This is a genomic window from Pallidibacillus pasinlerensis, assembly GCF_009996845.1.
Lineage (GTDB): Bacteria > Bacillota > Bacilli > Bacillales > Caldibacillaceae > Pallidibacillus > Pallidibacillus pasinlerensis.
Genome location: NZ_JAACYS010000010.1, coordinates 22,550 through 46,773 on the forward strand (window position 1 = coordinate 22,550; position 24,224 = coordinate 46,773).

A 24,224-nucleotide genomic window follows, 5' to 3' on the forward strand; every position below is an offset into this window, starting at 1 on the left:
CAATCACACATCATTTTCTGCTCATAGAACCTGCCTACGAACACTTCTTTCACAATAGCAAACCAATTTCTGTTTATAGAACCTACCTAAGAACACATCTTACGCAATCTCACTTCAATTTCTGTTCATAGAACCAGTCTATTAACACTTTTCACAAAGCCAGCATACAATTTCTGCTTATAGAACCAGTCTATCAACACTTCTTGCACAACCACAGCCCAATTTCTGCTTATAGAACCCGCCTACGAACACTTCTTTCACAATAGCAAACCAATTTCTGTTCATAGATCATTCCTATTAACACTTTTTTCAAAACTGCTCATCAATTTCTGTATATAAAATCCACCTATCAACACTTTAAACAAATACAAACTAAAATTTCTAAATTTACAATGCTCTTAATAACATTTCCATTATTTCTACTCCCCACCCCCACTATTTCCTTTCTGATCCTGTGGTAAGACAATCGACGGATAAAGCTGACCATTACTATAAAACTGCGGTACTTCTCCCTTCACCTCGCCAGATGCAAGTAAAATGCTTTTCGGAATATACTGAACTTCAGAATTAAAAGGAACGAGCATTTGAACCCCAACTTCAATATGTAACCATATTTCATACCACGAACTATTAATAGAATTATTTTTCACAACCGCTTCATAATCTGTTTTTACATCACCGATTGCTTGAAATTCAATAGCAATGTCCGGTCCTAAATTTGCTAGTAACACGTTGTCTGTAATCCGGCCAAAGGGAACTCGAAAATGAATCCCTTTATCAGAAGCAGGTTTAACTTCGACAACTTCTCCACTTTCAGTAACGATTCTTGTAGAAGTATAGCCATCTTCAATTTGATTAATATTATTTAAAATAGTTCTCGTTATACTATTCGATACTTCTAATATTTTTTGTGTATCAAATGCGGTGAGTGTTCCATTCCCTACACCGGTTGGGACGACCGTAATAATCTCATCTAAACTTAATCCTGCACCCAACTCTTCATTAACAGCTCTTTCCATTAATGAAGTTGCTAAATTAATGGAATATGATTTTGCATAAACTTCTAAAGTCGGGCGAATTCCTTTGTTCACAATCCATAAACCTACGGACGTAGTAATAAGAAAGAAGACAAATGATAGTAATAATACATATTGAAAAGGTAAAGGTTTACCTTCTCTTCGTGGCTTATACTTTTTAGATGGTCTATAGGAACGGCCTACTTTGCCATACAATGGATTAATCTTTCTAAAAAAATATCCTCTCGGGTAACGTCGAAATTTGACCATAAAAAAATCCCCCCTTACAAATTAAATGTATGCTTGTTTGGAGGGATTTAATATTTTAAAACTATATATTTTATAACAACAATGTTTACATTAACAATAACGCATCTTTCCCAATCATACCTTTTTTAATGCCGTAATTTTCAGCTTCAAACGTTACTGATTCTAGTGGCGCATTTAATAGTTCTTCGATTGTTCGAACACCAACGGCTCTTCCCGCGATAATTTTTCGGTCCTTTAATTTATCATTTAATAATTGAACATCTAAAGCTCCGCACATTATATATCCTCTCTCACTCATCACAGCGAGTAAGTTTGTTTTAGGTAATTTAACATCGACGGCAATAAACGTACGATCTGCAATTATTAAAGGTTTGATATTAATCATGCATCGTCCGCCCCTTTCTTATAATACTTTATGAAAAAGGGGGGCTATACGTGATATGGCAAAAGTCTAATTACCGCTGCAATGGATACCGTTTTGCTAACGAATACTTCAATAAATCCCGTAAAAATTCCGGTAAAAAGAATTGCTTTTTCGCCCGTTTTAACGTTGGATAAAAACGCCCAAAGGTAAACATATCGATCGTTGCTACTTTATAAATGCGATCCATTTCCAACGCTTCGCCACCAATTTCAATTTGAATATTGGAACCTTCACCAGTAATATCAATCTGGTCATAAATCACTTTTCCAAAAATTTCACCACGAAAACCGAGCCCTTTAAACTTTAACGTCGTATACTTATCATCAACAGTTTGCACTAGTAACTCTTTCAATTCTGCACCCGAAAGTTCAACTGTACATGGATTTAATGGATGTGGGCATATACGATGAATATCATAATCTGTTACAATTCCTGCTTGAAGATCATCTAGCAAAACACCAGCGTTTAGAAAAGAACAGTCCGCTTCACACCATTCCGTTAATGTACTTGCTATTAAATCATTCAAAGGTGAATCATTAAACCAATCTATTTCCAACTTTTCCGGTAAAAAGGCGATTGGGTTTAATAATTGTTTTTTGCCTTCCTCATATAAGTTTTCCGCAAAATTTTCTTCTGCTTTCGCTATAGGCAATTCATCTGCAGGTATTAATTTTGCACACTTTTTCACTAATTCTCGTTGTTTTATATCAAAGACTAACTCAACTTTACCAAGGTTCATCCCGTACTTTCCTGTGCAGCATATTAACACATCATTAATAATCTTGCCATTTTCCAATACGTGATGGGTATGGGCACCTAAAATAAGATCAACTTGTGGAAAATATTGCGCCATTCTCTCATCCTCAGATAAGCCGAGATGGGATAAAACAATTAAAATGTCACATTGGCTACGTACTAAAGGGATTAAATGTTCTAACTCAGCAAATGGATCCGTCACATTCCAGCCTAATGGTTTATAAAAGCTCGTAAAATTCACGGTAATACCGATAACGCCAATTTTTACACCACTTGCTGTTTCATATATTTGATAAGGTTTAGCCCAATTAGGTCTTTTTCCATTTTCTAAAAATAAATTTGCTAAAATGACATCAAACTTAGCATCGTCATATAAGCTTAATAAATCCTCATGAGCTAAAGTAATTCCTTCATTGTTACCAATCGTAACCGCATCAAACTCGCATTCATTTAATAATTGAATATTTCCTTTACCAAGATTTGCCTCAGTAAAAGGGTGAAAACGATCGATATGATCTCCAATATCAAACAAAAACATCGTTTCATTATTATCTTCGTGAATTTGTCGTTGCCGTGTTACTTCGTGCTTAATATTTGGCCAAGTTTCAAAATGACTATGAATATCATTCGTATGATAAATTGTAATTTTTTCTATCATTCATACCTACCCTCAATTTCAAATCAAAGCACCTGAGTATACCAGGTAGATTTTAACTTAAAACAAATTTAATTGCCTTGGTGCAAGATCTTCATACTCAATACCTAAAAGTTCAATTATTCGCTTTGCATTATCGGCCGCGTCGCCACCTGAATTATTATTAAAAATCATATAAATATCCTTCGATTGCTTTTGCAGTTCCGATAAGTTGCGAACCCATTCACTTAACTCTTCGTCATTATATCGATACAAATAACGTACATCGCGCCAATTATCTTGTCCATGATTATTCCATCCATGTACATTTCGACCATGCATACGTATTAATGTTTTATCGGTCGTTGTTGCTTGTAAAACTAGGGGAACCGAGGTAGAACCTGCTTGCGGTTCATCACAAATACTATGAATCCAATTTTCTTCTCTTAAAAACTTCAATGTCTCTTCCCTAATCGATGGAGCAAACCAAGATTGATGACGAAATTCCAATACACAAGGAATATTTTCCATTTGTTGTCTACACCAACGTAAATAGCGAACCGATTTTTGATTACATGTAAACGATGGTGGAAATTGAAATAACACCATTGCTAATTTATTTGCACGAATATAAGGTTGTAATGATTGTTTATATTGCGTAAACATCAACTCCCAAGATTCAAAAGGAATGTTCCTTTGTAAATGTCCCGTCATTCCTTGATAAGCTTTTACAATAAACTGAAAGGAATCAGGTGTTTCACGAATCCATTTTTCACTGTTTTTTTCTGGTTGAATTGCATAAAAAGCAGTATCCACTTCGACGACAGGAAAATGGGAGGCATATATAGGTAATTTATTTTTCTCATTTGGAGTCGGATACAAAGACTCATGATCTCCCCATCCTGCCAAACCAACATAAATCATAATTACACACCTATATCATTTGATTTAATATATCTATCATTATATATCATTATTCTATATTTTAGCATGTGAAAGACATATTATATCTTACTGCCAAGTATAAAAATTTCCACCTGTACAATAAAAAAACGTCTAAAACTTATATAATAGATTTTAGACGTTTTTTATAATATTAATCAATAATCCGAACGCGTTTAACTCCAGCTATATTTAATATATTTTCTTCAATAGTACGTACAACATCTTCTGGAATACCATTATCCACATCAATCATTGTATAAGCCCAAGCACCTTTACTACGGTTTGTCATATTCGCAATATTAATTTGATGGTTTGCTAATAACCCTGTCATTTGTCCAACCATATTTGGTATGTTTTTATGAATAACCGTTAACCGTTTTTTACCGATATAAGGCATGATTGTATTCGGGAAGTTCACAGAGTTGCGAATATTTCCAGTTTCTAAAAATTCGCGTATTTCTTTAGCTGCCATAACTGCACAGTTTTCTTCAGCCTCTACTGTTGACGCACCTAAATGCGGTAATGCAATTGCACCTTCCATTTGTAAAATACGATCTGTAGGGAAATCCGTAATATAAGTTTTAATTCTTTTCTCTTTTAATGCTACTTCTAAATCATCTTCATTCACTAACTCACCACGAGAGAAGTTAAGAATATGAACATTTTCTTTCATTAAAGCAAAACTATCTTTATTTAAAATGCCTTTTGTTTCATCTGTTAAAGGTACGTGAATTGTAATATAATCACATTCTCTAAAGATCTCTTCCATTGTCATTGCACGTTCAACTCTACGAGATAACTGCCAAGCTGCATTTACGGAAATATACGGATCATAAGCCATAACTTCCATACCAAGGGCTGCAGCATCATTAGCAACTAATACACCAATGGATCCTGTTCCGATTACACCAAGTTTCTTTTCTGCAATTTCCGTTCCGACAAATTGTTTTTTACCAGACTCTACTAAACCCGGTACCTTTTCACCATTTCCAGCTAGACTTTTCGCCCAATGTAACGCTTGGAATAAATTACGTGAAGATGCTATTAAACTCATAATCACTAACTCTTTAACGGCATTAGCATTTGCACCTGGTGTATTAAATACGACTACCCCTTCTTCTGTTAACCGTTCAACAGGTATATTGTTCACACCAGCACCAGCACGGGCGATTGCTTTTACTGTTGGTGGAATGAATTCTTCATGTAGATTATAGCTTCTTAAAAGAATCGCATCAGGATCCCCACTACCGTTTATTTTATAATTATCATTAAAAACATCTAACCCTTTTTGAGCAATTGCATTATAAGTTTTAATATTATACAATATTTCTCTCTCCTTACCCGTTTTTGCTTTCAAATTCTTTCATAAATTGAACTAAAGCTTTCACACCTTCAATTGGCATCGAATTATAAATACTTGCTCGCATGCCACCTACGGAACGATGTCCTTTTAATGTGACAAGTCCCTCTTTTTGTGCTTCTTTAACAAATAATTCATTTAATTCATCTGATTTTGTTAAAAATGGAATGTTCATCAGAGAACGATCTTCACTTCTAACATTTGAGAAAAACATGTTTGATTCATCAATATAGTTATATAGTAAACTAGCTTTTTCAATATTTAACTTTTCAATTTGTTTAATTCCCCCTTGCTCTTTCAACCATTCAAGAACTAATTTCGTCATGTAAATGGCGAATGTAGGTGGGGTGTTGTAAAGGGAGCGATTTTTGGCATATGTATCATACTTAAGCATTGTTGGTAAGTTGCTTGGAGCATGGCCAATTAAATCATCACGAATAATTACGATTGTTAAACCAGCTATTCCAAGATTTTTTTGTGCTCCTGCATAAATGATACCGAATTTCGAAACGTCAATTTGTTCAGATAATATATTCGATGACATATCCGCAACTAAAGGAACATCACCTGTATCCGGAATATGTGTAAAGCGTGTACCTTCAATCGTATTATTTGTCGTAATATGAACATATTTTGTGTTATCATCTAAAACACTAAAATCAATCTCAGGGATATATGTAAAATTTTTATCTTCTGAAGATGCAAGGACTCGAGACTCACCGACTTTTTCTGCTTCAATTAACGCCTTTTTCGACCATGAACCAGTATTTACATAATAAGCATGACCACCATTTGCCAAAAGGTTTAGTGGAATCATAGAAAATTGCAACGATGCGCCACCTTGAATGAATAACACTTTATAATGATCTGGAATTTCCATCAAATCACGAAGTAATTGTTCTGTTTGTTGTAAAATAGCATCAAATATCTTCGAACGGTGACTCATTTCCATAACAGACATTCCAGATTGCTCATATGAAAGGAACTCTTTCTGCGCTTTTTCTAAGACTGCTAAAGGAAGCTGTGCAGGGCCAGCTGAAAAATTGTATACTCTATCCACTATTAAATCGCCTCTTCCTATCCTTTATCCTGTTAATAAAATATAGTATACCATATCATTTTTATTTTTCTACCCATTGTTTGTGATTCGCCTAATTTTTTTATAAAAAAATTGTAAAGACTAAATACGAACCACCAAAACACGAACGTTGTAGACAAAATACACAAAAAAGGTTGTCTGCGTAACAAACATTACACAAACAACCTTTTTAAAATTGTTACTTTCACAAAATATTAACCGATGGAACCTTCCATGTTGAAGGAGATTAAACGGTTCATTTCAACCGCATATTCCATTGGTAATTCTCTTGTAAATGGTTCAATAAAGCCCATTACAATCATTTCTGCAGCTTCTTCTTCTGATAGACCGCGGCTCATTAGATAGAATAATTGTTCTTCAGAAACTTTCGATACTTTTGCTTCGTGTTCCAATGAAATATTATTGTTCAATACTTCATTGTACGGAATCGTATCAGAGAATGATTCGTTATCTAAAATTAACGTATCACACTCAATTTTTGAACGTGAACCGTCGGATTTACGTCCAAAGTGAGTTAAACCACGGTAAGATACTTTTCCGCCATGTTGTGAAATGGACTTCGAAATAATTGTTGAAGAAGTGTTAGGTGCTAAATGATACATTTTTGTACCTGTGTCTTGGAACTGACCTTTACTTGCAAACGCAATTGATAACGTATATCCACGTGCACCTTCACCGATTAACATACAAGATGGATATTTCATAGTGACACCAGATCCTAAGTTACCGTCAATCCATTCCATTGTTCCGTTTTCTTCAACAACCGCACGTTTTGTTACAAGATTATAAACATTGCTTGACCAGTTTTGGATTGTTGTATAACGGCAATAAGCGTCTTTTTTAACAACAACCTCTACTACAGCAGAGTGAAGTGAACTTGTCGAATATGTTGGAGCTGTACAACCCTCAACATAATGGACAGAAGCACCTTCATCTACAACGATTAACGTACGTTCAAATTGTCCCATTTTTTCCAAGTTAATACGGAAATATGCTTGTAATGGAGTTTCTACTTTTACGCCTTTTGGAACATAAATGAAAGAACCACCGGACCAAACAGCAGAGTTTAAAGCAGCAAACTTGTTGTCACTATATGGTACAACTTTTCCAAAGTATTCTTTGAAAATATCTTCATTTTCTTGAAGAGCGGAATCTGTATCTTTAAAGATGATGCCTTGTTTTTCAAGCTCTTCTTTCATATTGTGGTAAACAACTTCAGATTCATACTGAGCTGATACCCCTGCTAAATATTTTTGTTCTGCTTCTGGGATACCTAATTTATCAAACGTACGTTTAATTTCTTCTGGAACTTCATCCCAAGAACGTCCTTGTTGTTCAGTTGGTTTTACATAATACGTAAGATCATCAAAATTTAGTTCGGATAAATCGCCACCCCAAGTAGGCATTGGTCGTTTATAGAAATGCTCTAAAGCCTTTAAGCGATATTTAAGCATCCATTCGGGTTCATTTTTCATTTTAGAGATTTGTTCAACGATTTCTCTCGTTAAACCTCTTTCTGTTTTGAAAACAGAAACATCTCGTTCACGGAACCCATATTGGTATTCACCAATTTGTGGTGCATTCTTAGCCATTATACTTCCTCCATTCTTTCTAATTATTAGGTTTATGAAACAAAAGTTTATTTCTTTTCATCATGTTCATGTTGGAGGCCTTTTTCAAGGGCTTTCCAAGCTAAAGTCGCACATTTAATACGTGCAGGGAATTTTGATACTCCTTGAAGAGCCTCAATATCCCCTAAATCAATAGAGTCATCATATTCCCTACCTTGTATCATTTCAGAAAATATATGAGCAAGTTTAAGAGCTGTTTCCACATCTTTTCCTTTTACTATACTAGTCATCATTGATGCTGATGACATGGAAATGGAACATCCTTCACCCTCAAACATAACGTCTTTGATTACACCATCTTCTTCTTTCATCGTAAGACGGATACGATCACCACAAGTTGGGTTATTCATATCGATAATTAAACTACTATCTTCTAAAACACCTTTATTACGTGGTCTTTTGTAATGATCCATAATTACTTGTCGGTATAAGGAATCTAATTGATTAAAAGACATTACTGAAGAACTCCTTTGCTTTTACAAGTCCAGCTGCTAAAGCGTCAATATCTTCTTTCGTATTGTAAAGATAAAAGCTTGCTCTTGCAGTTGCTGTCTGATTTAAAACTTTCATTAATGGTTGTGCACAATGATGTCCTGCACGAATGGCAATTCCTTCCATATCAAGTGCCGTAGAGACATCATGAGGATGCACACCGTCAATATTAAAGGTGACAACGCCACCTTTTTTAGCAGCGTCTAGGGGACCGAAAATCGTGATCCCTTCAATTTCAGACAATTTTTTCAAAGCGTATTCTACTAGATTATATTCATGCTGGTGAATATTTTCCATTCCAATTTCTTCAAGGAAATCTATCGCTGCTCCTAAACCGATCGCTTGTGCGATTGATGGTGTTCCTGCTTCAAATTTCCACGGTAATTCTTTCCAAGTGGAATCATATAGATTCACAAAATCAATCATTTCGCCACCAAATTCTACTGGCTCCATTTTCTCAAGTAACTCTTTTTTACCGTATAAAACACCGATTCCTGTTGGGCCACACATTTTATGACCTGACAAGGCGTAGAAATCCACATCCAAATCCTGTACATCTACCTTAACGTGTGGTGCTCCTTGTGCACCATCAACAACAATAACTGCACCGTTAGCGTGAGCAATTTTTGCTATTTCTTTAATCGGATTTATCGTACCAAGGACGTTTGAGACATGGGTAATGGCAACGATTTTTGTACGTTCTGTTATCGTATTTTCAACATCTTCAAGAGTAATCGTACCATCTTCTTGAAGTGGAATATATTTTAACGTCGCACCTGTCGCTTTTGCAACTTGTTGCCAAGGAATCAAGTTACTATGATGTTCCATATAGGTGACGACAATTTCATCGCCTTCTTTACAATTTGCACGTCCGTAACTAGAAGCAACGATATTTAGGGAAGTTGTCGTTCCTCTCGTAAAAATGACCTCTTCCCTAGAAGCCGCATTAATAAACTTTCGAACCTTATCGCGAGCTCCCTCAAATCCGTCCGTTGCTTTCGTTCCTAACGTGTGTACTCCGCGATGGACGTTTGAATTATATTCTCTATAATATTTTTCAATCGACTCAATGACAGACAACGGTTTTTGAGATGTAGCCGCACTATCCAAATAAACAAGTGGTTTGCCGTTAACCTCTTGATCTAAAATTGGAAATTGGCTTCGAATTGCTTTAATATCCATTAGCGGATTTTCCTTTCGATTACCTCTGTTAATTGCTTTTTAACACCTTCAATTGGCAATTGTGTAACAACTGGTGCAAGAAAACCGTGAATAATTAAGCGCTCAGCTTCATCTTTCGGAATTCCTCTTGATTGTAAATAATATAGTTGCATTGGATCAACACGTCCTACTGATGCCGCATGTCCTGCTTGAACGTCATCTTCGTCAATTAGAAGAATAGGGTTTGCATCGGCACGAGCTCTTTCACTTAACATTAGCGCGCGAGATTCTTGTTGGGCGTTGGCCCCACTTGCACCGTGCTCAATTTTACCGATTCCGTTAAAGATAATAGTTGAGCTCTCTTTTGCGATACCATGTTTTAAAATAAAGCCTTCGGAACGTTTACCATGGTTAATTACAGCAGTTGTAAAGTTTTCTGTTTGTTTACCTGTTCCAGCAACAACTGTTTTCGTATCACCAATGGATCCGTCACCATATAAGTTTGTAATATTTTCAGAGATTGTATCTCCATCATTCATTAAACCTAAAGACCACTCTAAGCGAGCATCTCTTTCTGTATAACCTCTTCTGTTAACGTATGTTGTAATACCACTTGCTAACGTATCTACTGCACCAAATTTCACATTTGCGCCATCATTAGCAATTACTTCTGCAATAATGTTTGCAACACCTTCTGCTTCCACATTTAGTGATAAATAGTTTTCAACATATGTTACAGAACTATTTGTATCAGCTACAATTAATACGTGGTTGATTAATGGTGCATCAGCATTATCATGAACAAAAACGGCTTGAATTGGCTCTTCTACTTGTATGTTTTTCGGAACATATAAGAATGCTCCACCATTTACAAGAGCTGCATGGAATGCTGCTAATTTATGCTCATCAACCTTTACAGCTTCAGTCATGAAATATTTTTGCACTAATTCAGGGTGATCTTTTACTGCTGTAAAAATGTCAGTAAAAATAACACCTTGTTCTTTTAATTTTTCGGAAACAGTTAATAAACCTGGAGTTTGGTTAAGTTGAACATAAAGGTTTTTAACTTCCCCTTCAAGATCTAAAAGTGCCTTAACTTCTTCAGGTAATGCATCTATAGAATCATACGCTTTGTTTTCAACTGTATGTTGTTTAAAACTAGTAAAATTCCATCTATCAATTTTTGTCTTATCCGGTTTTGGCATCTCTAATGTATCCATTTTTTCTAATGCAGCTAACCGGAAACTTGTAAACCATTCAGGTTCATTGTTTGCCTTCGAGTAGGACTCGATGTAGCTTTTATCCAATGAATGTTGTGTATCAGTAGTCATGATTATCCTCCTTACATTACGTATTAGGCGTTTAATTCTGCTTCATCTTTAATGCCGAGTTCTTCTTTAATCCACTCATAACCTTCTGCTTCAAGACGTTTTGCTAATTCAGGTCCACCAGATTTAACGATTCGGCCGTTCATCATAACATGTACGTAATCAGGAGTAATGTAGTTTAATAAGCGTTGATAGTGAGTAATCATTAAGCAAGAGAAGTTTTCGCTACGCATAGAGTTAATACCTTTTGCTACAACTTTCAACGCATCAATATCTAGACCTGAGTCAATTTCGTCTAAAATTGCGATGGATGGCTCAAGCATCATTAATTGTAAAATTTCATTACGCTTTTTCTCACCGCCAGAGAATCCTTCGTTTACATAGCGTTGTGCCATATTTAAATCCATCTCAAGGTATTCCATCGTTTTGTCTAATTTTTTAATGTATTGCATTAAAGGAATTTCATTTCCTTCTCCACGTTGTGCATTAATGGAAGAACGAATAAAGTCTGCGTTCGTTACTCCAGGAATTTCACTTGGATATTGCATTGCTAAAAATAGTCCTGCTTGTGCTCTTTCGTCCACTTCCATTTCAAGTACATCTTGTCCATCTAATGTAACGCTTCCTTCTGTTACTTCAAATGCTGGGTGTCCCATAATTGCAGATGCTAAAGTAGATTTACCCGCACCGTTTGGACCCATAATTGCATGGAATTCACCAGGTTTAATTTCTAAATTTACACCTTTTAAGATTTCTTTATCTTCAATGGAAACATGAAGATCTTTTAAAACTAAAGTTGATCCTGCCATTTTGTATACCTCCATTTTTTCTATATATGAATGTAACTCATTCTCAAATTAATATCATTATTATCTTATAACAAATAAAAAGTATAATCAACTGAAGTGGAATGTGAAAAATCCAGGCTTGAACAAAAAATCACCGTATTGAGAATTTGGAAACTAAATGATAAAAGTCCTATTTAATTTGGAAAAACACATTCTTTTCTAAAAAAATAAATATGTTTGTTCAGTTTGAACAAAAATTCACTATTATATAGTAAGAAGTGACCCTTAACTCGAATTGAGAAGGGACTAGGTAAATACGTCCCTAGTCCCTTCCATTTTACACTTATTATTTTTCAATTACAAATATCTACAGTTAATTAATAGTCTTATATTTTCAAAAATATTATTCACTTGCAGGAACAACTGCACCGGCATATGTTTCAATGATAAAGTCTTGAATTTCTTTTGATTGAAGGACTTCTACTAATGTTTTAATTTCTTCTTTATTCTCATCGCCAGCATTAACCGCAATTACGTTTACATATGGGTTATCTTGGCTTCCCTCTTCAATCGCAAGGCTATCATTTAATGGATTAATGTCAAATTCTAATGCATAGTTTGAGTTAATTACAACTAGATCGCCTTCACCTTGGTTATAAACTTGTGGAAGGATTTCTGGTGCATATTCAAAATCAAACTCTAAGTTTTTCGGATTTTCAACAATATCTTCTAATGTTGCAGAACCTTTTTCTACACCATCAGCTAATGTAATTAATCCTTCTTGCTCGAATAACGCTAAAATACGACCATGGTCAGGTTTATTACTACTAATCAATACTGTTGCACCATCTTCAACGTCTTCTAAGCTTTCATATTTTTTAGAATAAATACCGATTGGTTCGATGTGGATTCCACCAGCGTTAACAATGTCGTAACCTTTTTCTTCTTTTTCAAGTTCTAAGTATGGAATATGTTGGAAGAAGTTAGCATCTAAATCTCCTTCAACAAGTGCTTGGTTAATTAATTCATAACCTGAAAACTCTGTAATTTCTAATTCAATACCTTTTTCTTTCAAAATTGGTGCAGCTTGTTCTAAAATCTCAGCATGCGGAACTGCTGTTGCTCCAACTACTAATTTTTTAGTGTCTCCATCGTCAGATCCACTAGAATCTCCATCTCCATTTCCGCCACCACATGCTGCCAAAGTAATCGCTACTAGAGCTGTGAATAATAATGTTAAAAGCTTTTTCATTTGTAGTTCCCCCTCTTATCTTTTATCTATTTTTTTTGTTATTAAATCTCCAATAAATTGGATGATGAACACAATGATTAATATTGCAATTGTCCCAAACAAGGTAACATCATTATTACCTCGAACAAAACCATATTGGTGAGCATAGTTCCCTAATCCACCTGCTCCAATGATACCCGCAATTGCGGTATAACCTACTAATGCAATTGCAGTTACTGTTAATCCTGAAATAATTGCAGGCATCGATTCAGGAAGCAATACTTTGAATATAATTGTACTAGTTCTTGCCCCCATCGCTTGTGCTGCTTCAATAACACCTTTATTGACTTCTCTTAGTCCAATTTCAACCATCCGTGCATAGAATGGTGCAGAACCGATAATTAAAGCTGGCAATGCGGCATTCGGTCCAATCATTGTCCCCATAATCCCTCTTGTAAATGGTATGAGTAAAATAATAAGAATTACGAAAGGAATTGCACGGAATATATTAACTACAGCGGCAATAATCCAATTAATTACACGATTTTGCCATATATTACCCTTTGAAGTTAAAAATAATAGTAACCCCAGTAAAATTCCAAAAATGAATATAAAAACTAATGAGATACCTGTCATATAAACCGTTTCATATGTCTTTTCCCAAAACTTACTCATTTCAACATTTGGAAAGAAGGTTTCAATCATTGCCAATCACCTCCACTCCAACTTGTTGTGTTTCTAGCTGTTCAATTGCCTTCTCAATATGTTTTTCATCACCGTCTAACTGGATTAGCAATGTTCCATAGGACCCCGTTTGTGTTTGGGAAATTTTACCCTGAAGAATATTAACAGTAATCGGAAGTTCCTTAATTAGTTCTGAGATAATTGGCTGCTCTGCAGTCTCACCAATAAAGGTTAACTTAACGACTTTTCCAGTCGAATATTTATCTAGGAGATGTTGTACAGTATCCATCGTATCCTCTTCATCAGTAACTTGTTGAATAAAGCGTTTTGTTATATCAGCCTTTGGGTTTTTGAAAATTTCCATAACAGGTGCAATCTCAACAACTTTTCCATTTTCCATCACGGCAACCCGGTGGGCTATTTTCCGAATAACATGCATTTCATGGGTAATCAAAATGATTGTTAGACCCATTTTTTTATTAATATCTAAAAGTAAATCAAGTATAGAATCCGTTGTTTCTGGATCAAGGGCTGATGTGGCTTCATCACAAAGTAGAACTTTTGGATTATTGGCTAATGCCCGAGCAATCCCAACTCTTTGTTTTTGACCACCACTTAATTGGGATGGATAGGCATCTTCTCTACCTTCAAGTCCTACTAATTTGATTAGTTCATCAACACGTTTTTTTCTTTGGGCTTTTGGAACTCCAGCAATTTCTAATGGAAAAGAAATGTTACCACGAACAGTTCGTGACCATAATAAATTGAAATGTTGGAATATCATACCTATTTCCTGTCTCGCTTTACGTAAATTGGAACCTTTTATTTTAGAAATTTCCTTGCCTGCAACGGTTACTGACCCTTGTGATGGTTTTTCTAAACCATTGAGCATACGTACTAGTGTACTTTTACCTGCACCAGAGTACCCGATAATCCCGAAAATTTCTCCTTCTTTAATATTTAAACTGACATTATCAACTGCAGTGATTGTTCCAGATTTTGCTTTAAATTGTTTCGTTACATTATTTAAGGAGATCAATGTTGCTCCCCCTTTCTTCTATGATGTCTTTACTTCTGTAAAACAAAAGCACGATAAAGTGATTTTATTCATTATATTATTTCTAATATAGCTTAATAAATCATATAAAACAAAAAACCTTTCTACTAAGATAAGTAGAAAGGCATACCGAAATTTATATCGAATGTCCTTCCTCTCATCTTTCAAAGCTTATCAAGCTTTGTGTGAATTGGCACCATTTCAATACGAATGTATTGACGGTTGCCGGGTTTCATCGGGCACATCCCTCCACCTCTCTGGATAAGAGCAAGACTTACTATTCAGTTATTAATTATGTTTTAGATTGTAGCACCTATTTTAATATACGTCAATATATTTTTATACTCTTTTTCTAAGTTAGACAATTTCGAAACTATCAATATAATATTAATTTCCTATTTTTTTAGCACAAAAGACTGATTAAACCAAAGAATTGTTTCCAACATTAGTTGATGACGGTAACTACCTTCTATCGTAATTGAACACAATTTTTTAGCGTCAAGTAATTTAATTTTACCTAATAATATTTCTTCGATTACAACCGTGTCACCTGAAATAACTACATGAGGTTCTCCTGACCAATCTTCAATATGCTCAACCCGTTCTTTTGATAGTAAAATTGTAAATGATTGTTTCGTTGTTTTAAAGTTTATATATGTTACTTCTTTTGGAAATAAGAGGGCACGAAATTTATGGTTCACCAACGTATATTTAAGTCGATCGGTATCAATCATCGGATTCCTCCTAACCTATTTCTTATCTTTTTTCTTCGTTTAGGCAGGAAATCCTTTTAAAAATATTGATTCGATTATTTTTATGCGTTTAATTTTTCGTATATATACGTAACCGAATGGAAGGCGTATATTTTTTCTTTAATTTCTCCTTCATGAAAAATTAAAAGGCATGGTACACTTTCTATATGATAGGTTTCTGCTAAATCTGGTAAATAATTTAAATCTGCTTTTCCTAAGGGGAAATCCGGCATTGTTTTATTTACAATTTCTAACATTTTTCCTGCTAATTGGCACGTACCACACATCGGTGTATATAAATAAAACGCACCCTTTTTTCCACTATTTAAATGCTGAAAAAATAATTCCTTTGTCCATTGTTCCATCAAGTAAGTTCATCCTTTATTGAAGTCTCTATATCCATTAACATCTTATATTATTTACTAAAAATTTTGTATGAACATGTATGTTCGCCTGTAGTAAAACGGATGCAATATGCTTATCTGGTGCTGTTGCTACCTCGCGATACGTGCGATCAATATACAAATGCTTTGCCTCAGGAAACTCCCGCTTAAATTGTTTACGCAACTTTTCTCCTGAATTATCCGCATCTACAAGTATAAATACTTCCTTGTCGTATAAGCAATCAATAATTTCATCTAATCGACTTAAACTTAACGTTCCATTCGTACAAATTATTTCCACCGGTTCATTTACAACATTTTCGACCTTTCGTTTATCCGTTTTACCTTCCACGATTATTACTTTTTCAACAAATCGAATCATATTGATCACCTGTTTATTTTTAATTAAAAACAGAAACTTGTTTACTCATAAATTATGTGTAAAAAATAAAAAGTGAACGAAATTCCAAAAAAAACTTTCACACTATAATATGGGTAAAACAAAAACGTCTGATTGATTCAGACGTTTCAATATGGACTTAAAACCAAAAAATATCTCACTCTTTATTCACTGATTAATTTATCATACTCTTCCGGTGTTAAAAGCTTTTCCACTTCGCTTAAGTCAGTAGCCTCTAGTTCAATCATCCATGCTTGTTCATATGGAGATTCATTAACTAATTCTGGGCTATCGTTTAACTCTTCATTAACCGCAACAACTTTACCACTTATTGGTGCGTATAATTCAGAGACAGTTTTAACAGACTCAACACTGCCAAATGGTTCGTTCACTTTTAATTCCGTACCTACTTCTGGCAATTCAACGAAAACAATATCTCCTAGCTCGGATTGAGCAAAGTCAGTAATACCGACGCGAACAGTATTTCCTTCAACTTTTACCCATTCATGTTCTTCTGAATAACGTAATTCTTTTGGTAAAGCCATGACTATCCCTCCAATTAAAATATGTAGTTAATCCCATCATACAAGAAGTAATCTTTGTCTTGCAATAGAAATATATTAAGTAGTTAATTCCAAGTTTTTGCAAATTCTTCTTCTTTAAAACCGACAGTTACCTTATTTCCGTCAGTTACAATTGGTCGTTTAATTAAATAACCATCGGATGCAAGTAATTCAAGTAATTCTTCCTCACTTGATGTTTTAACACGGTCTTTTAATCCAAGTTCACGGTATTTTTTACCACTTGTATTAAAAAACTTTTTCAATTCTAATCCGCTTTTTTTGTACAAGTCTTCTAACTGTTCTTTTGAAGGCGGATTATCAATAATATGTATAGCTTCATATTCAACTTGATGTTCATCGAGCCAATTTTTTGCTTTTCGGCATGTACCACATTTCGGATACCAGTAAAAAGTTAATGCCATTTTAACACCACCAATAATACTATTTATTAATATATACTGATATTATATCACGAATGCGTACATTAACGAATTTATATAGTTCCTGACTATTTAATAATCATTCAAACTCATTAAAGGGACTGACATTTATGCCAGCCCCTTCAAGTTAAAACATATTTTATTATTAATTTGAAGATCATTAAACAACATATTTCTCTTTTTCAATTATCGTTGCTGCCGCTTCACGCTTTTTCGCAATTACATTAATTGGATTGTGGCGTGTTAATTTACGTAAAGCTGATAACATCATACGTAAATTATCTCCATCTGCAACTGCAACAATTGTTTCTTTTGCATCACTTTCAATTCGGTTAAAGGCTTCTTGACAGAAAATCTCAGTATAAAGTAGTTTTTGTTTGCTGTTTTCTAATCCGTCACGCTCAATTGCTTTTTCAGTACGTAAAACAACGGATTCCATTGCATAAATGTGCGAAACAATATCAGCAAAATTCACTAAAATTTCTTGTTCTTTATCAAGTTCTTGACCGTATTTTTGTAATGCAAGTCCAGCTGACATTAAAGCAACTTTTTTCGCATTGCGCACTAAATATTTTTCTTGTGCTAATGGTTCATCACCTGGCTCTTCAGGCATTAACATCATAATTTCTTCTTGAAGGCTTTGTGCTTTTTCTAGTAATGGTAACTCACCTTTAAAGGCTTTTCTTACAAAAGTTCCTGGTACTAGTAGACGGTTAATCTCGTTTGTTCCTTCAAAAATACGGTTAATACGAGAGTCACGATATGCACGCTCAATTTCATACTCTTCCATAAAACCGTATCCACCATGTATTTGAACACCTTCATCAACTACGTGATCTAACACTTCTGTATTAAAGAACTTGTTTAGTGAGCACTCAATTGCATATTCCGCAATTGCTGCAGCAATTTCTTTACCGTCTTTTTGTTCTTCTTCCGTTAGTTGCTTCATTTTTTCTTCAAAAAGACCTACTGTGCGATATACAGCACTTTCTGCAGCATAAATTTCTGAAGCTAAAGTTGCTAATTTTTCTTTTGTTAAATTGAAGCTAGAAATTGGAGTATGAAATTGTTTGCGTTCATTTGCATATTTAACGGTAATTTCAAAGGCACTTTTCGCACCGCCGACTGCGCCAACACCAAGTTTATAACGTCCAATATTTAAAATGTTAAATGCAATTTTGTGACCTTTACCAATTTCACCAAGAACATTTTCAACCGGTACTTGTGCATCTTCTAAAATTAATGTACGAGTTGATGAGCTCTTAATCCCCATTTTCTTTTCTTCTGCACCGACTGATACACCAGGGTATTCACGTTCTACAATGAAAGCTGTGAATTTCTCACCATCAATTTTCGCATATACGACAAACACATCAGCAAAACCAGCGTTCGTAATCCATTGTTTTTCCCCGTTTAAAATATAATGTGTACCATCTGCATTTAATTTTGCAGTTGTTTTCGCTCCAAGTGCATCAGATCCTGAACCAGGTTCCGTTAATGCATAAGCTGCTAACAATTCACCTGTGGCTAATTTTGGTAAATATTTTTTCTTTTGTTCTTCATTTCCAAACAATACGATCGGTAAGGAACCAATCCCTACATGGGCACCATGGGAAATTGAAAACCCACCAGCACGGGCCATTTTTTCTGCAATTAATGCAGACGTTATTTTATCTAGTCCAAACCCACCATACTCTTCAGGTACATCTGTACCAAGTAATCCGAGTTCACCAGCTTTTTTTAGTAATCGTACTGAATGGTCAAATTCGTGATTTTCCAACTTTTCAATAACTGGTAAAACTTCATTTTCAACGTATTCCTCTGTTGTCTTTGCGATCATTTCATGTTCTTCAGTGAAATCTTCGGGTGTATACACTTGTTCTGGACGAATTTCATCAATTAGAAAGCTTCCGCCTTTCACTACTTGTTCTACAGATTTTGACATATTAAACTTCCCCCTTATAAAAATTTCTTTGTTCGTAATCAATTGTCTATTGGTTTTGTTGGGCTTCACGTATTTTATATACGAGAAGCCCAACATTTTTATTCTTTTTTAAGGTCGCGTTTGTCAGATTGAGTGTTTGAGTGTATTGAAGATAAAGGTAATCTATTTAAATCTTAGAAACTATAATTCCTATAATAATTCAAAGACTCCGGCGGCTCCCATTCCACCACCGATACACATTGTCACAACACCAAACTGGACGTCCCTTCTTCTCATTTCATGAATAAGTGATAATGTTAATTTTGCACCTGTACATCCGAGTGGGTGACCGAGAGCAATCGCACCACCGTTCACATTGACAATATCTTCATCTAAACCTAACTCACGAATAACTTGAATGGACTGGGAAGCAAAAGCTTCATTTAATTCGAATAGTCCAATATCTGACAGTTCCAGACCAGCTAATTTTAATGCTTTTGGTACCGCTACAATTGGACCAATTCCCATTACTTCTGGTGGTACGCCACCAACAGCAAAGGAACGGAATTTTGCTAGTGGCTTTAACCCTTCAGCTTCAGCTTTTTCACGGTCCATTAATAGGACACTTGCTGCACCATCACTCATTTGTGAAGAGTTCCCAGCCGTTACCGAACCCTTAGCAGCAAAAGCAGGCCTTAAGTTTGCTAAAACTTCCATCGTTGTATTTGGTCTAACTCCTTCATCTGTATCAAATACAACTTGTTTTTCTACCAATTTATTATTTTCATCTACAGACCGAATCGTCACATCAACTGGGACAATTTCTTCTTTAAATTTTTCATTCTTAATTGCTTCAGCTGCCCTTTGATGACTACGAACAGCAAACGCATCTTGTTCTTCACGAGTAATGCCATACTTGTTTGCAACTTGTTCCGCTGTATGTCCCATGCTCATATAGTATTCCGGTGCTGTTTCTGCTAGTTTCGCATTTGGGCGAATCACATTTCCTGTCATTGGCACCATACTCATGGATTCCACTCCACCTGCGAGAACTGCTTCTGCACCACCAAGCATGATTTTCTCAGCACCGTAGGCAATTGATTGTAATCCTGATGAACAAAATCTATTTATTGTAATTGCAGGTGTCGTATATGGTACCCCAGCTAATGCGCCTATATTTCTAGCTATATTTAACCCTTGTTCTGCTTCAGGCATAGCACATCCCATTATTAAGTCGTCAATTGGTCCATCATAATTGTCTGCTCGCCTTAACGTTTCTTTCACTACTAAAGCACCTAAATCATCCGGACGGACGTTGGCAAGTGTCCCCTTTTTTGCCCGTCCGACAGGTGTACGTGCACCGGAGACGATCACCGCTTCTCTCATTTTAGTTCCCCCTTTGTTACTAGATTGCAATTAATTTCGTGTTTCGATTATGCTTACCTAATTAATTACGTAACGGCTTACCTTTCATAAGCATGTATTGCATTCTTTGTTGCGTTTTTATTTCACTAATTAAGCTAATAAACGCTTCTCTTTCTAAATCTAATAAATATTGTTCGTCGACTTTTGTACCATAAGGTAAGTTTCCACCAGCTAACACATATGCTAATTTTTTAGCAATATGAAGGTCATATTCAGATATATAACCAGATAAATGCATTCCTTGAGCAGCTAATAGTAATGTTGCATATCCAGTTTCACCAACGACTGGAACTTTCTTTCGAACTGGTGGTACATAGCCATTGTCATGTAGTTCAATAACCCATTGTTTAGCATCGTAAATACGATGATCTGGATTTTTACTAATACGGTCCAAGTTGTTCAAGAAGCCGTTTTCTCTTGCTTCTTCAGCAGAAGTTGAAACTTTAGCCATCGCAACTGTTTCGAACACTTTATTAGCTACATTTTGTAAATCGACTTTGACACCCTTTGGAAGGCTATTTAAATGTTTAATGTATAATTCTTTAGTTCCGCCACCACCAGGTATTAAACCAACGCCAACTTCAACAAGTCCGATATAACTTTCTGGAGAAGCTTGAATTCTTGCAGCAGGTAAAATAACTTCTGCTCCACCACCTAAAGCCATTTGATGTGGTGCCGCCACGACCGGTTTTGCGCTATATTTAATTTTCATCATCGCTTGTTGGAACTGGCGAATAACGAAATCAAGTTCATCAAAGTTATCATCTTGAGCTTCCATAAGCATTAGCGCAATGTTTGCACCTACACAGAAGTTTTTACCTTGATTTGCAAGAACTAATCCTTTGTAGTTCTTCTCAACTTCATCAATTGCTCTATTAATCATTTGAATAATATCTAAACCAATTGCATTATTAGGTGAATGGAACTCTAATAAAGCTACGCCATCGCCTATATCGATTAAGCTTGCACCTGAGTTTTTCTGAATGACTCGATTTTGCTTTTTCAGCAATCGTAAGTTAATTTCCTTTTCGTTTTGCGGAACTCGTTTATATTCACCATGATCGTAATAATATACAGTACCTTCCTCTTCTTTATAGAAGGAAGTAAAGCCTGTTCCAACCATCTCTTTGACCCAACCTGGAACGGCTAAACCTTCTTTTTCCATCCGATCAATGGATTTTTCTACTCCAATTGCATCCCAAGCTTCAAATGGTCCTTGTTCCCAACCAAATCCCCATTTCATTGCATTATCAATTGAGACAATGTCATCAGCAATTTCATATAGAAGTTCTGCACTATATATTAATGTAGGTGCAAAAACATTCCATAATAGTTGTCCTGCACGATCATCGGTATAAATTAATGTTTTTAATTTTGCGCTCGTTCCTTTTTGTTGCTTCGCTAGTTCGATTGATGGCGTTTTCATTTTTTTGCGAGGTTCGTATTCTAACGTTTTAGGGTTTAACTCTAAAATATCCTTACCTTTTTTCAAGTAAAAGCCTTGACCTGTTTTTGAACCAAGCCAGCCTTTCTCTAGCATTTTTTCTAGCAGTTCAGGAACTGTAAATACTTCTTTTTCTTCTCCTTCTACTTGTTCACGAACGTTGTTTGCCACATGTACGAAAGTATCTAATCCTACTACATCTAAAGTACGGAATGTGGCACTTTTTGGACGACCAATTAATGGTCCTGTAACAGAATCTACTTCTCCGATGGAGTAGCCGTTTTGCAAAACTTCACGTAATGTAATTAACAAACCATATGTCCCGATTCGGTTAGCAATAAAGTTCGGTGTATCCTTTGCTAATACGACTCCTTTGCCGAGTACATCTTCTCCAAATTTTTGCATGAATGTAACAACTTCCGGAGCCGTATCCTTCGTTGGAATTACTTCCAATAATTTCAAATAACGTGGTGGGTTAAAAAAGTGAGTGCCTAAAAAGTGCTTTTTAAAATCTTCAGAACGACCTTCAGCCATAGCATTTACAGAAATACCGGATGTATTTGAACTTACAATGCTACCTGGTTTACGATACTTATCTATTTTTTCGAAGACGGATTTCTTTATATCAAGTCTTTCAGTAACAACCTCAATAATCCAATCTACTTCTTTTAATCTTTCTAAATCATCTTCTAAATTTACCGACTCTATTAAAGCAATATTATCTTTAGAAGTTAATGGAGCAGGTTTTTGCTTTAATAGTTTTTGTTTATTTGTTTCAACAATTCGATTACGAACTTGACGATTATCAAGTGTTAATCCTTTTTCTTCTTCGTCTTTCGTAAGTTCAGAAGGGACAATGTCATATAATAATGTAGGTATTCCGATATTTGCTAAATGTGCAGCAATACCAGACCCCATAACCCCCGATCCGATTACAGCTGCTTTTCTAATCTGTTGTACCAACTTTCTTCCCCCTTTGCTTTCTTGAATGAACACTCATTCATTATTATTTTAAAAAAAGAGAACTTCGTCTACATAATTTAATATATAAGAATTTTTTCAACATTGCAACATAAAAGTTTATATTTATTTTATTTTATGAAAAATCAATTAAATTATTGCCTAAAACAGTTATTATTTCGTATTTTATTTCCTTTATTATTATATATTTATAGTTTTTCGGATAAATCTTTCATCATATCCTAATCTTTCTGATGCTTCTTTGGCCGCCTCTTTTACAACCCTAATAATTGTTGGAATTTTATAATCTTGCATACGCTGAATTGGACCAACTACTGTGAGAGCTGAGACGACTTTACCTTTCCAATCGCGAATTGGTGCTGCTACTGACCTTGTTCCTTCTGTAATCTCTTCACTGCTCGTTGCGTCTCAGCCAAGGAGCAACATTTGAAAATTTTCATTGCATTTTTTACTGAAGTGAGTTGATAGATTTGTTCGAAGACGATTTTTCTAATGGGAATTATATTCCATTTAAAAATGAAGAAACATTCGAAAACATTAACCCGGCAACGGAAGAAGTACTCGGTTATGTCGCTAAAGGTTCGAAAGAAGATGAAGCTGTCTCAACTGTCCGAAAATCACTTAAAGGTGAGTGGAGCAAACTAACTACTCAAGAACGTTCAAAAATTTTACGTAAAGTGGGCGATTTGATTTTAGAGCGAAAAGCTGAATTAGCTACTTTAGAAACGTTAAATACAGGTATCCCAAGCCCTTTGTATGTATGTGTTTGAGCCTGGTGGTAACCGCGTTGAATTATTCGGTGATTCAGGATACTTAATCTTTGACCCTGAGTGGGAACCGATTACTTGGACCGAAAATGAACTAGAAAGAGCGATTATTTTCTACGGTGCACCACTACCAGATACTTACTTCACATACGGAACGCCAGATATTAAAACAAAAGAACTAGTTAAAAATAAATAATTAACTTAAGCCCCAACTGTTTCTACTTTTAAAACGGTTGGGGCTATAATATTGTATTCTAAATCAAGAATTA

24 protein-coding genes, 1 pseudogene and 1 riboswitch are annotated in these 24,224 nt (G+C 35.2%); of the genes and pseudogenes, 2 read left to right on the forward strand and 23 right to left on the reverse strand.

The window, feature by feature from the left end:
- Positions 1–419: 419 nt before the first annotated feature.
- The 23 genes and pseudogenes from yunB to GW534_RS03870 all read right to left on the reverse strand — a co-directional run.
- Positions 420–1,286, reverse strand: coding sequence for a sporulation protein YunB (gene yunB / locus GW534_RS03760; RefSeq protein WP_161919718.1), 867 nt, complete (start codon positions 1,284–1,286; stop codon positions 420–422).
- Between the two features lie 85 nt (positions 1,287–1,371).
- A complete protein-coding gene (locus GW534_RS03765; protein WP_161919719.1) occupies positions 1,372–1,671 on the reverse strand; it encodes a YunC family protein in 300 nt (99 codons plus the stop codon).
- A 70-nt stretch (positions 1,672–1,741) separates the two neighbouring features.
- On the reverse strand, positions 1,742–3,124 hold the full coding sequence (locus GW534_RS03770) for a bifunctional metallophosphatase/5'-nucleotidase (protein WP_161919720.1): 1,383 nt from the start codon (positions 3,122–3,124) through the stop codon (positions 1,742–1,744).
- Positions 3,125–3,181: 57 nt separating this feature from the next.
- The gene (locus GW534_RS03775; RefSeq protein ID WP_161919721.1) at positions 3,182–4,024 is read right to left on the reverse strand and encodes a DUF72 domain-containing protein; all 843 of its coding nucleotides are present in this window, start codon (positions 4,022–4,024) and stop codon (positions 3,182–3,184) included.
- Between the two features lie 172 nt (positions 4,025–4,196).
- Positions 4,197–5,369: a phosphoglycerate dehydrogenase gene (locus GW534_RS03780; RefSeq protein WP_161919722.1), complete on the reverse strand. Its 1,173-nt coding sequence runs from the start codon at positions 5,367–5,369 to the stop codon at positions 4,197–4,199.
- A 13-nt stretch (positions 5,370–5,382) separates the two neighbouring features.
- On the reverse strand, positions 5,383–6,465 hold the full coding sequence (gene serC / locus GW534_RS03785; RefSeq protein ID WP_161919723.1) for a 3-phosphoserine/phosphohydroxythreonine transaminase: 1,083 nt from the start codon (positions 6,463–6,465) through the stop codon (positions 5,383–5,385).
- Between the two features lie 233 nt (positions 6,466–6,698).
- Positions 6,699–8,096, reverse strand: coding sequence for a Fe-S cluster assembly protein SufB (sufB, locus tag GW534_RS03790; protein WP_161919724.1), 1,398 nt, complete (start codon positions 8,094–8,096; stop codon positions 6,699–6,701).
- Positions 8,097–8,143: 47 nt separating this feature from the next.
- Positions 8,144–8,590 carry a Fe-S cluster assembly sulfur transfer protein SufU gene (gene sufU, locus GW534_RS03795; RefSeq protein ID WP_161919725.1) on the reverse strand — a complete coding sequence of 149 codons (447 nt, stop codon included), beginning with the start codon at positions 8,588–8,590 and terminating at the stop codon, positions 8,144–8,146.
- Entirely contained in the window at positions 8,580–9,809 is a 1,230-nt protein-coding gene (locus tag GW534_RS03800) for a cysteine desulfurase (RefSeq protein WP_161919726.1), read from the reverse strand. The genes sufU and GW534_RS03800 overlap by 11 nt, the downstream gene beginning before the upstream one ends.
- The gene (sufD, locus tag GW534_RS03805; protein WP_161919727.1) at positions 9,809–11,119 is read right to left on the reverse strand and encodes a Fe-S cluster assembly protein SufD; all 1,311 of its coding nucleotides are present in this window, start codon (positions 11,117–11,119) and stop codon (positions 9,809–9,811) included. Before sufD ends, GW534_RS03800 begins: the two co-directional genes overlap by 1 nt.
- 23 nt (positions 11,120–11,142) lie before the next feature.
- On the reverse strand, positions 11,143–11,925 hold the full coding sequence (gene sufC, locus GW534_RS03810; protein WP_161919728.1) for a Fe-S cluster assembly ATPase SufC: 783 nt from the start codon (positions 11,923–11,925) through the stop codon (positions 11,143–11,145).
- 382 nt (positions 11,926–12,307) lie between these two features.
- The gene (locus GW534_RS03815; protein WP_161919729.1) at positions 12,308–13,156 is read right to left on the reverse strand and encodes a MetQ/NlpA family ABC transporter substrate-binding protein; all 849 of its coding nucleotides are present in this window, start codon (positions 13,154–13,156) and stop codon (positions 12,308–12,310) included.
- A gap of 15 nt (positions 13,157–13,171) precedes the next feature.
- Entirely contained in the window at positions 13,172–13,840 is a 669-nt protein-coding gene (locus tag GW534_RS03820) for a methionine ABC transporter permease (RefSeq protein ID WP_161919730.1), read from the reverse strand.
- Positions 13,833–14,858, reverse strand: a complete 1,026-nt coding sequence (locus GW534_RS03825; protein ID WP_161919731.1) for a methionine ABC transporter ATP-binding protein — start codon at positions 14,856–14,858, stop codon at positions 13,833–13,835. The genes GW534_RS03820 and GW534_RS03825 overlap by 8 nt, the downstream gene beginning before the upstream one ends.
- Before the next feature lie 172 nt (positions 14,859–15,030).
- A riboswitch (SAM riboswitch) is annotated at positions 15,031–15,144 on the reverse strand.
- A 127-nt stretch (positions 15,145–15,271) separates the two neighbouring features.
- The gene (locus tag GW534_RS03830) at positions 15,272–15,610 is read right to left on the reverse strand and encodes a hypothetical protein (RefSeq protein WP_161919732.1); all 339 of its coding nucleotides are present in this window, start codon (positions 15,608–15,610) and stop codon (positions 15,272–15,274) included.
- 80 nt (positions 15,611–15,690) lie between these two features.
- Positions 15,691–15,993, reverse strand: coding sequence for a thioredoxin family protein (locus GW534_RS03835; RefSeq protein WP_161919758.1), 303 nt, complete (start codon positions 15,991–15,993; stop codon positions 15,691–15,693).
- A gap of 37 nt (positions 15,994–16,030) precedes the next feature.
- Positions 16,031–16,393: a toprim domain-containing protein gene (locus GW534_RS03840; protein WP_202630815.1), complete on the reverse strand. Its 363-nt coding sequence runs from the start codon at positions 16,391–16,393 to the stop codon at positions 16,031–16,033.
- 182 nt (positions 16,394–16,575) lie between these two features.
- Positions 16,576–16,956, reverse strand: coding sequence for a glycine cleavage system protein GcvH (gcvH, locus tag GW534_RS03845; protein ID WP_161919733.1), 381 nt, complete (start codon positions 16,954–16,956; stop codon positions 16,576–16,578).
- An 83-nt stretch (positions 16,957–17,039) separates the two neighbouring features.
- A complete protein-coding gene (locus tag GW534_RS03850) occupies positions 17,040–17,396 on the reverse strand; it encodes an arsenate reductase family protein (RefSeq protein ID WP_161919734.1) in 357 nt (118 codons plus the stop codon).
- A gap of 178 nt (positions 17,397–17,574) precedes the next feature.
- The gene (locus GW534_RS03855; RefSeq protein ID WP_161919735.1) at positions 17,575–19,359 is read right to left on the reverse strand and encodes an acyl-CoA dehydrogenase family protein; all 1,785 of its coding nucleotides are present in this window, start codon (positions 19,357–19,359) and stop codon (positions 17,575–17,577) included.
- Positions 19,360–19,548: 189 nt separating this feature from the next.
- Positions 19,549–20,724, reverse strand: a complete 1,176-nt coding sequence (locus GW534_RS03860) for an acetyl-CoA C-acetyltransferase (protein ID WP_161919736.1) — start codon at positions 20,722–20,724, stop codon at positions 19,549–19,551.
- A 61-nt stretch (positions 20,725–20,785) separates the two neighbouring features.
- Entirely contained in the window at positions 20,786–23,170 is a 2,385-nt protein-coding gene (locus GW534_RS03865; RefSeq protein ID WP_161919737.1) for a 3-hydroxyacyl-CoA dehydrogenase/enoyl-CoA hydratase family protein, read from the reverse strand.
- Between the two features lie 198 nt (positions 23,171–23,368).
- Positions 23,369–23,581: pseudogene (locus GW534_RS03870) on the reverse strand (IclR family transcriptional regulator domain-containing protein); the annotation flags it as partial.
- 68 nt (positions 23,582–23,649) lie between these two features.
- On the opposite strand from GW534_RS03870, the gene GW534_RS03875 reads away from it, so the two are divergent.
- Positions 23,650–23,958 carry an aldehyde dehydrogenase family protein gene (locus GW534_RS03875; RefSeq protein ID WP_161919738.1) on the forward strand — a complete coding sequence of 103 codons (309 nt, stop codon included), beginning with the start codon at positions 23,650–23,652 and terminating at the stop codon, positions 23,956–23,958.
- Positions 23,945–24,151, forward strand: a complete 207-nt coding sequence (locus tag GW534_RS03880) for a VOC family protein (protein ID WP_202630816.1) — start codon at positions 23,945–23,947, stop codon at positions 24,149–24,151. The genes GW534_RS03875 and GW534_RS03880 overlap by 14 nt, the downstream gene beginning before the upstream one ends.
- Positions 24,152–24,224: the final 73 nt, after the last annotated feature.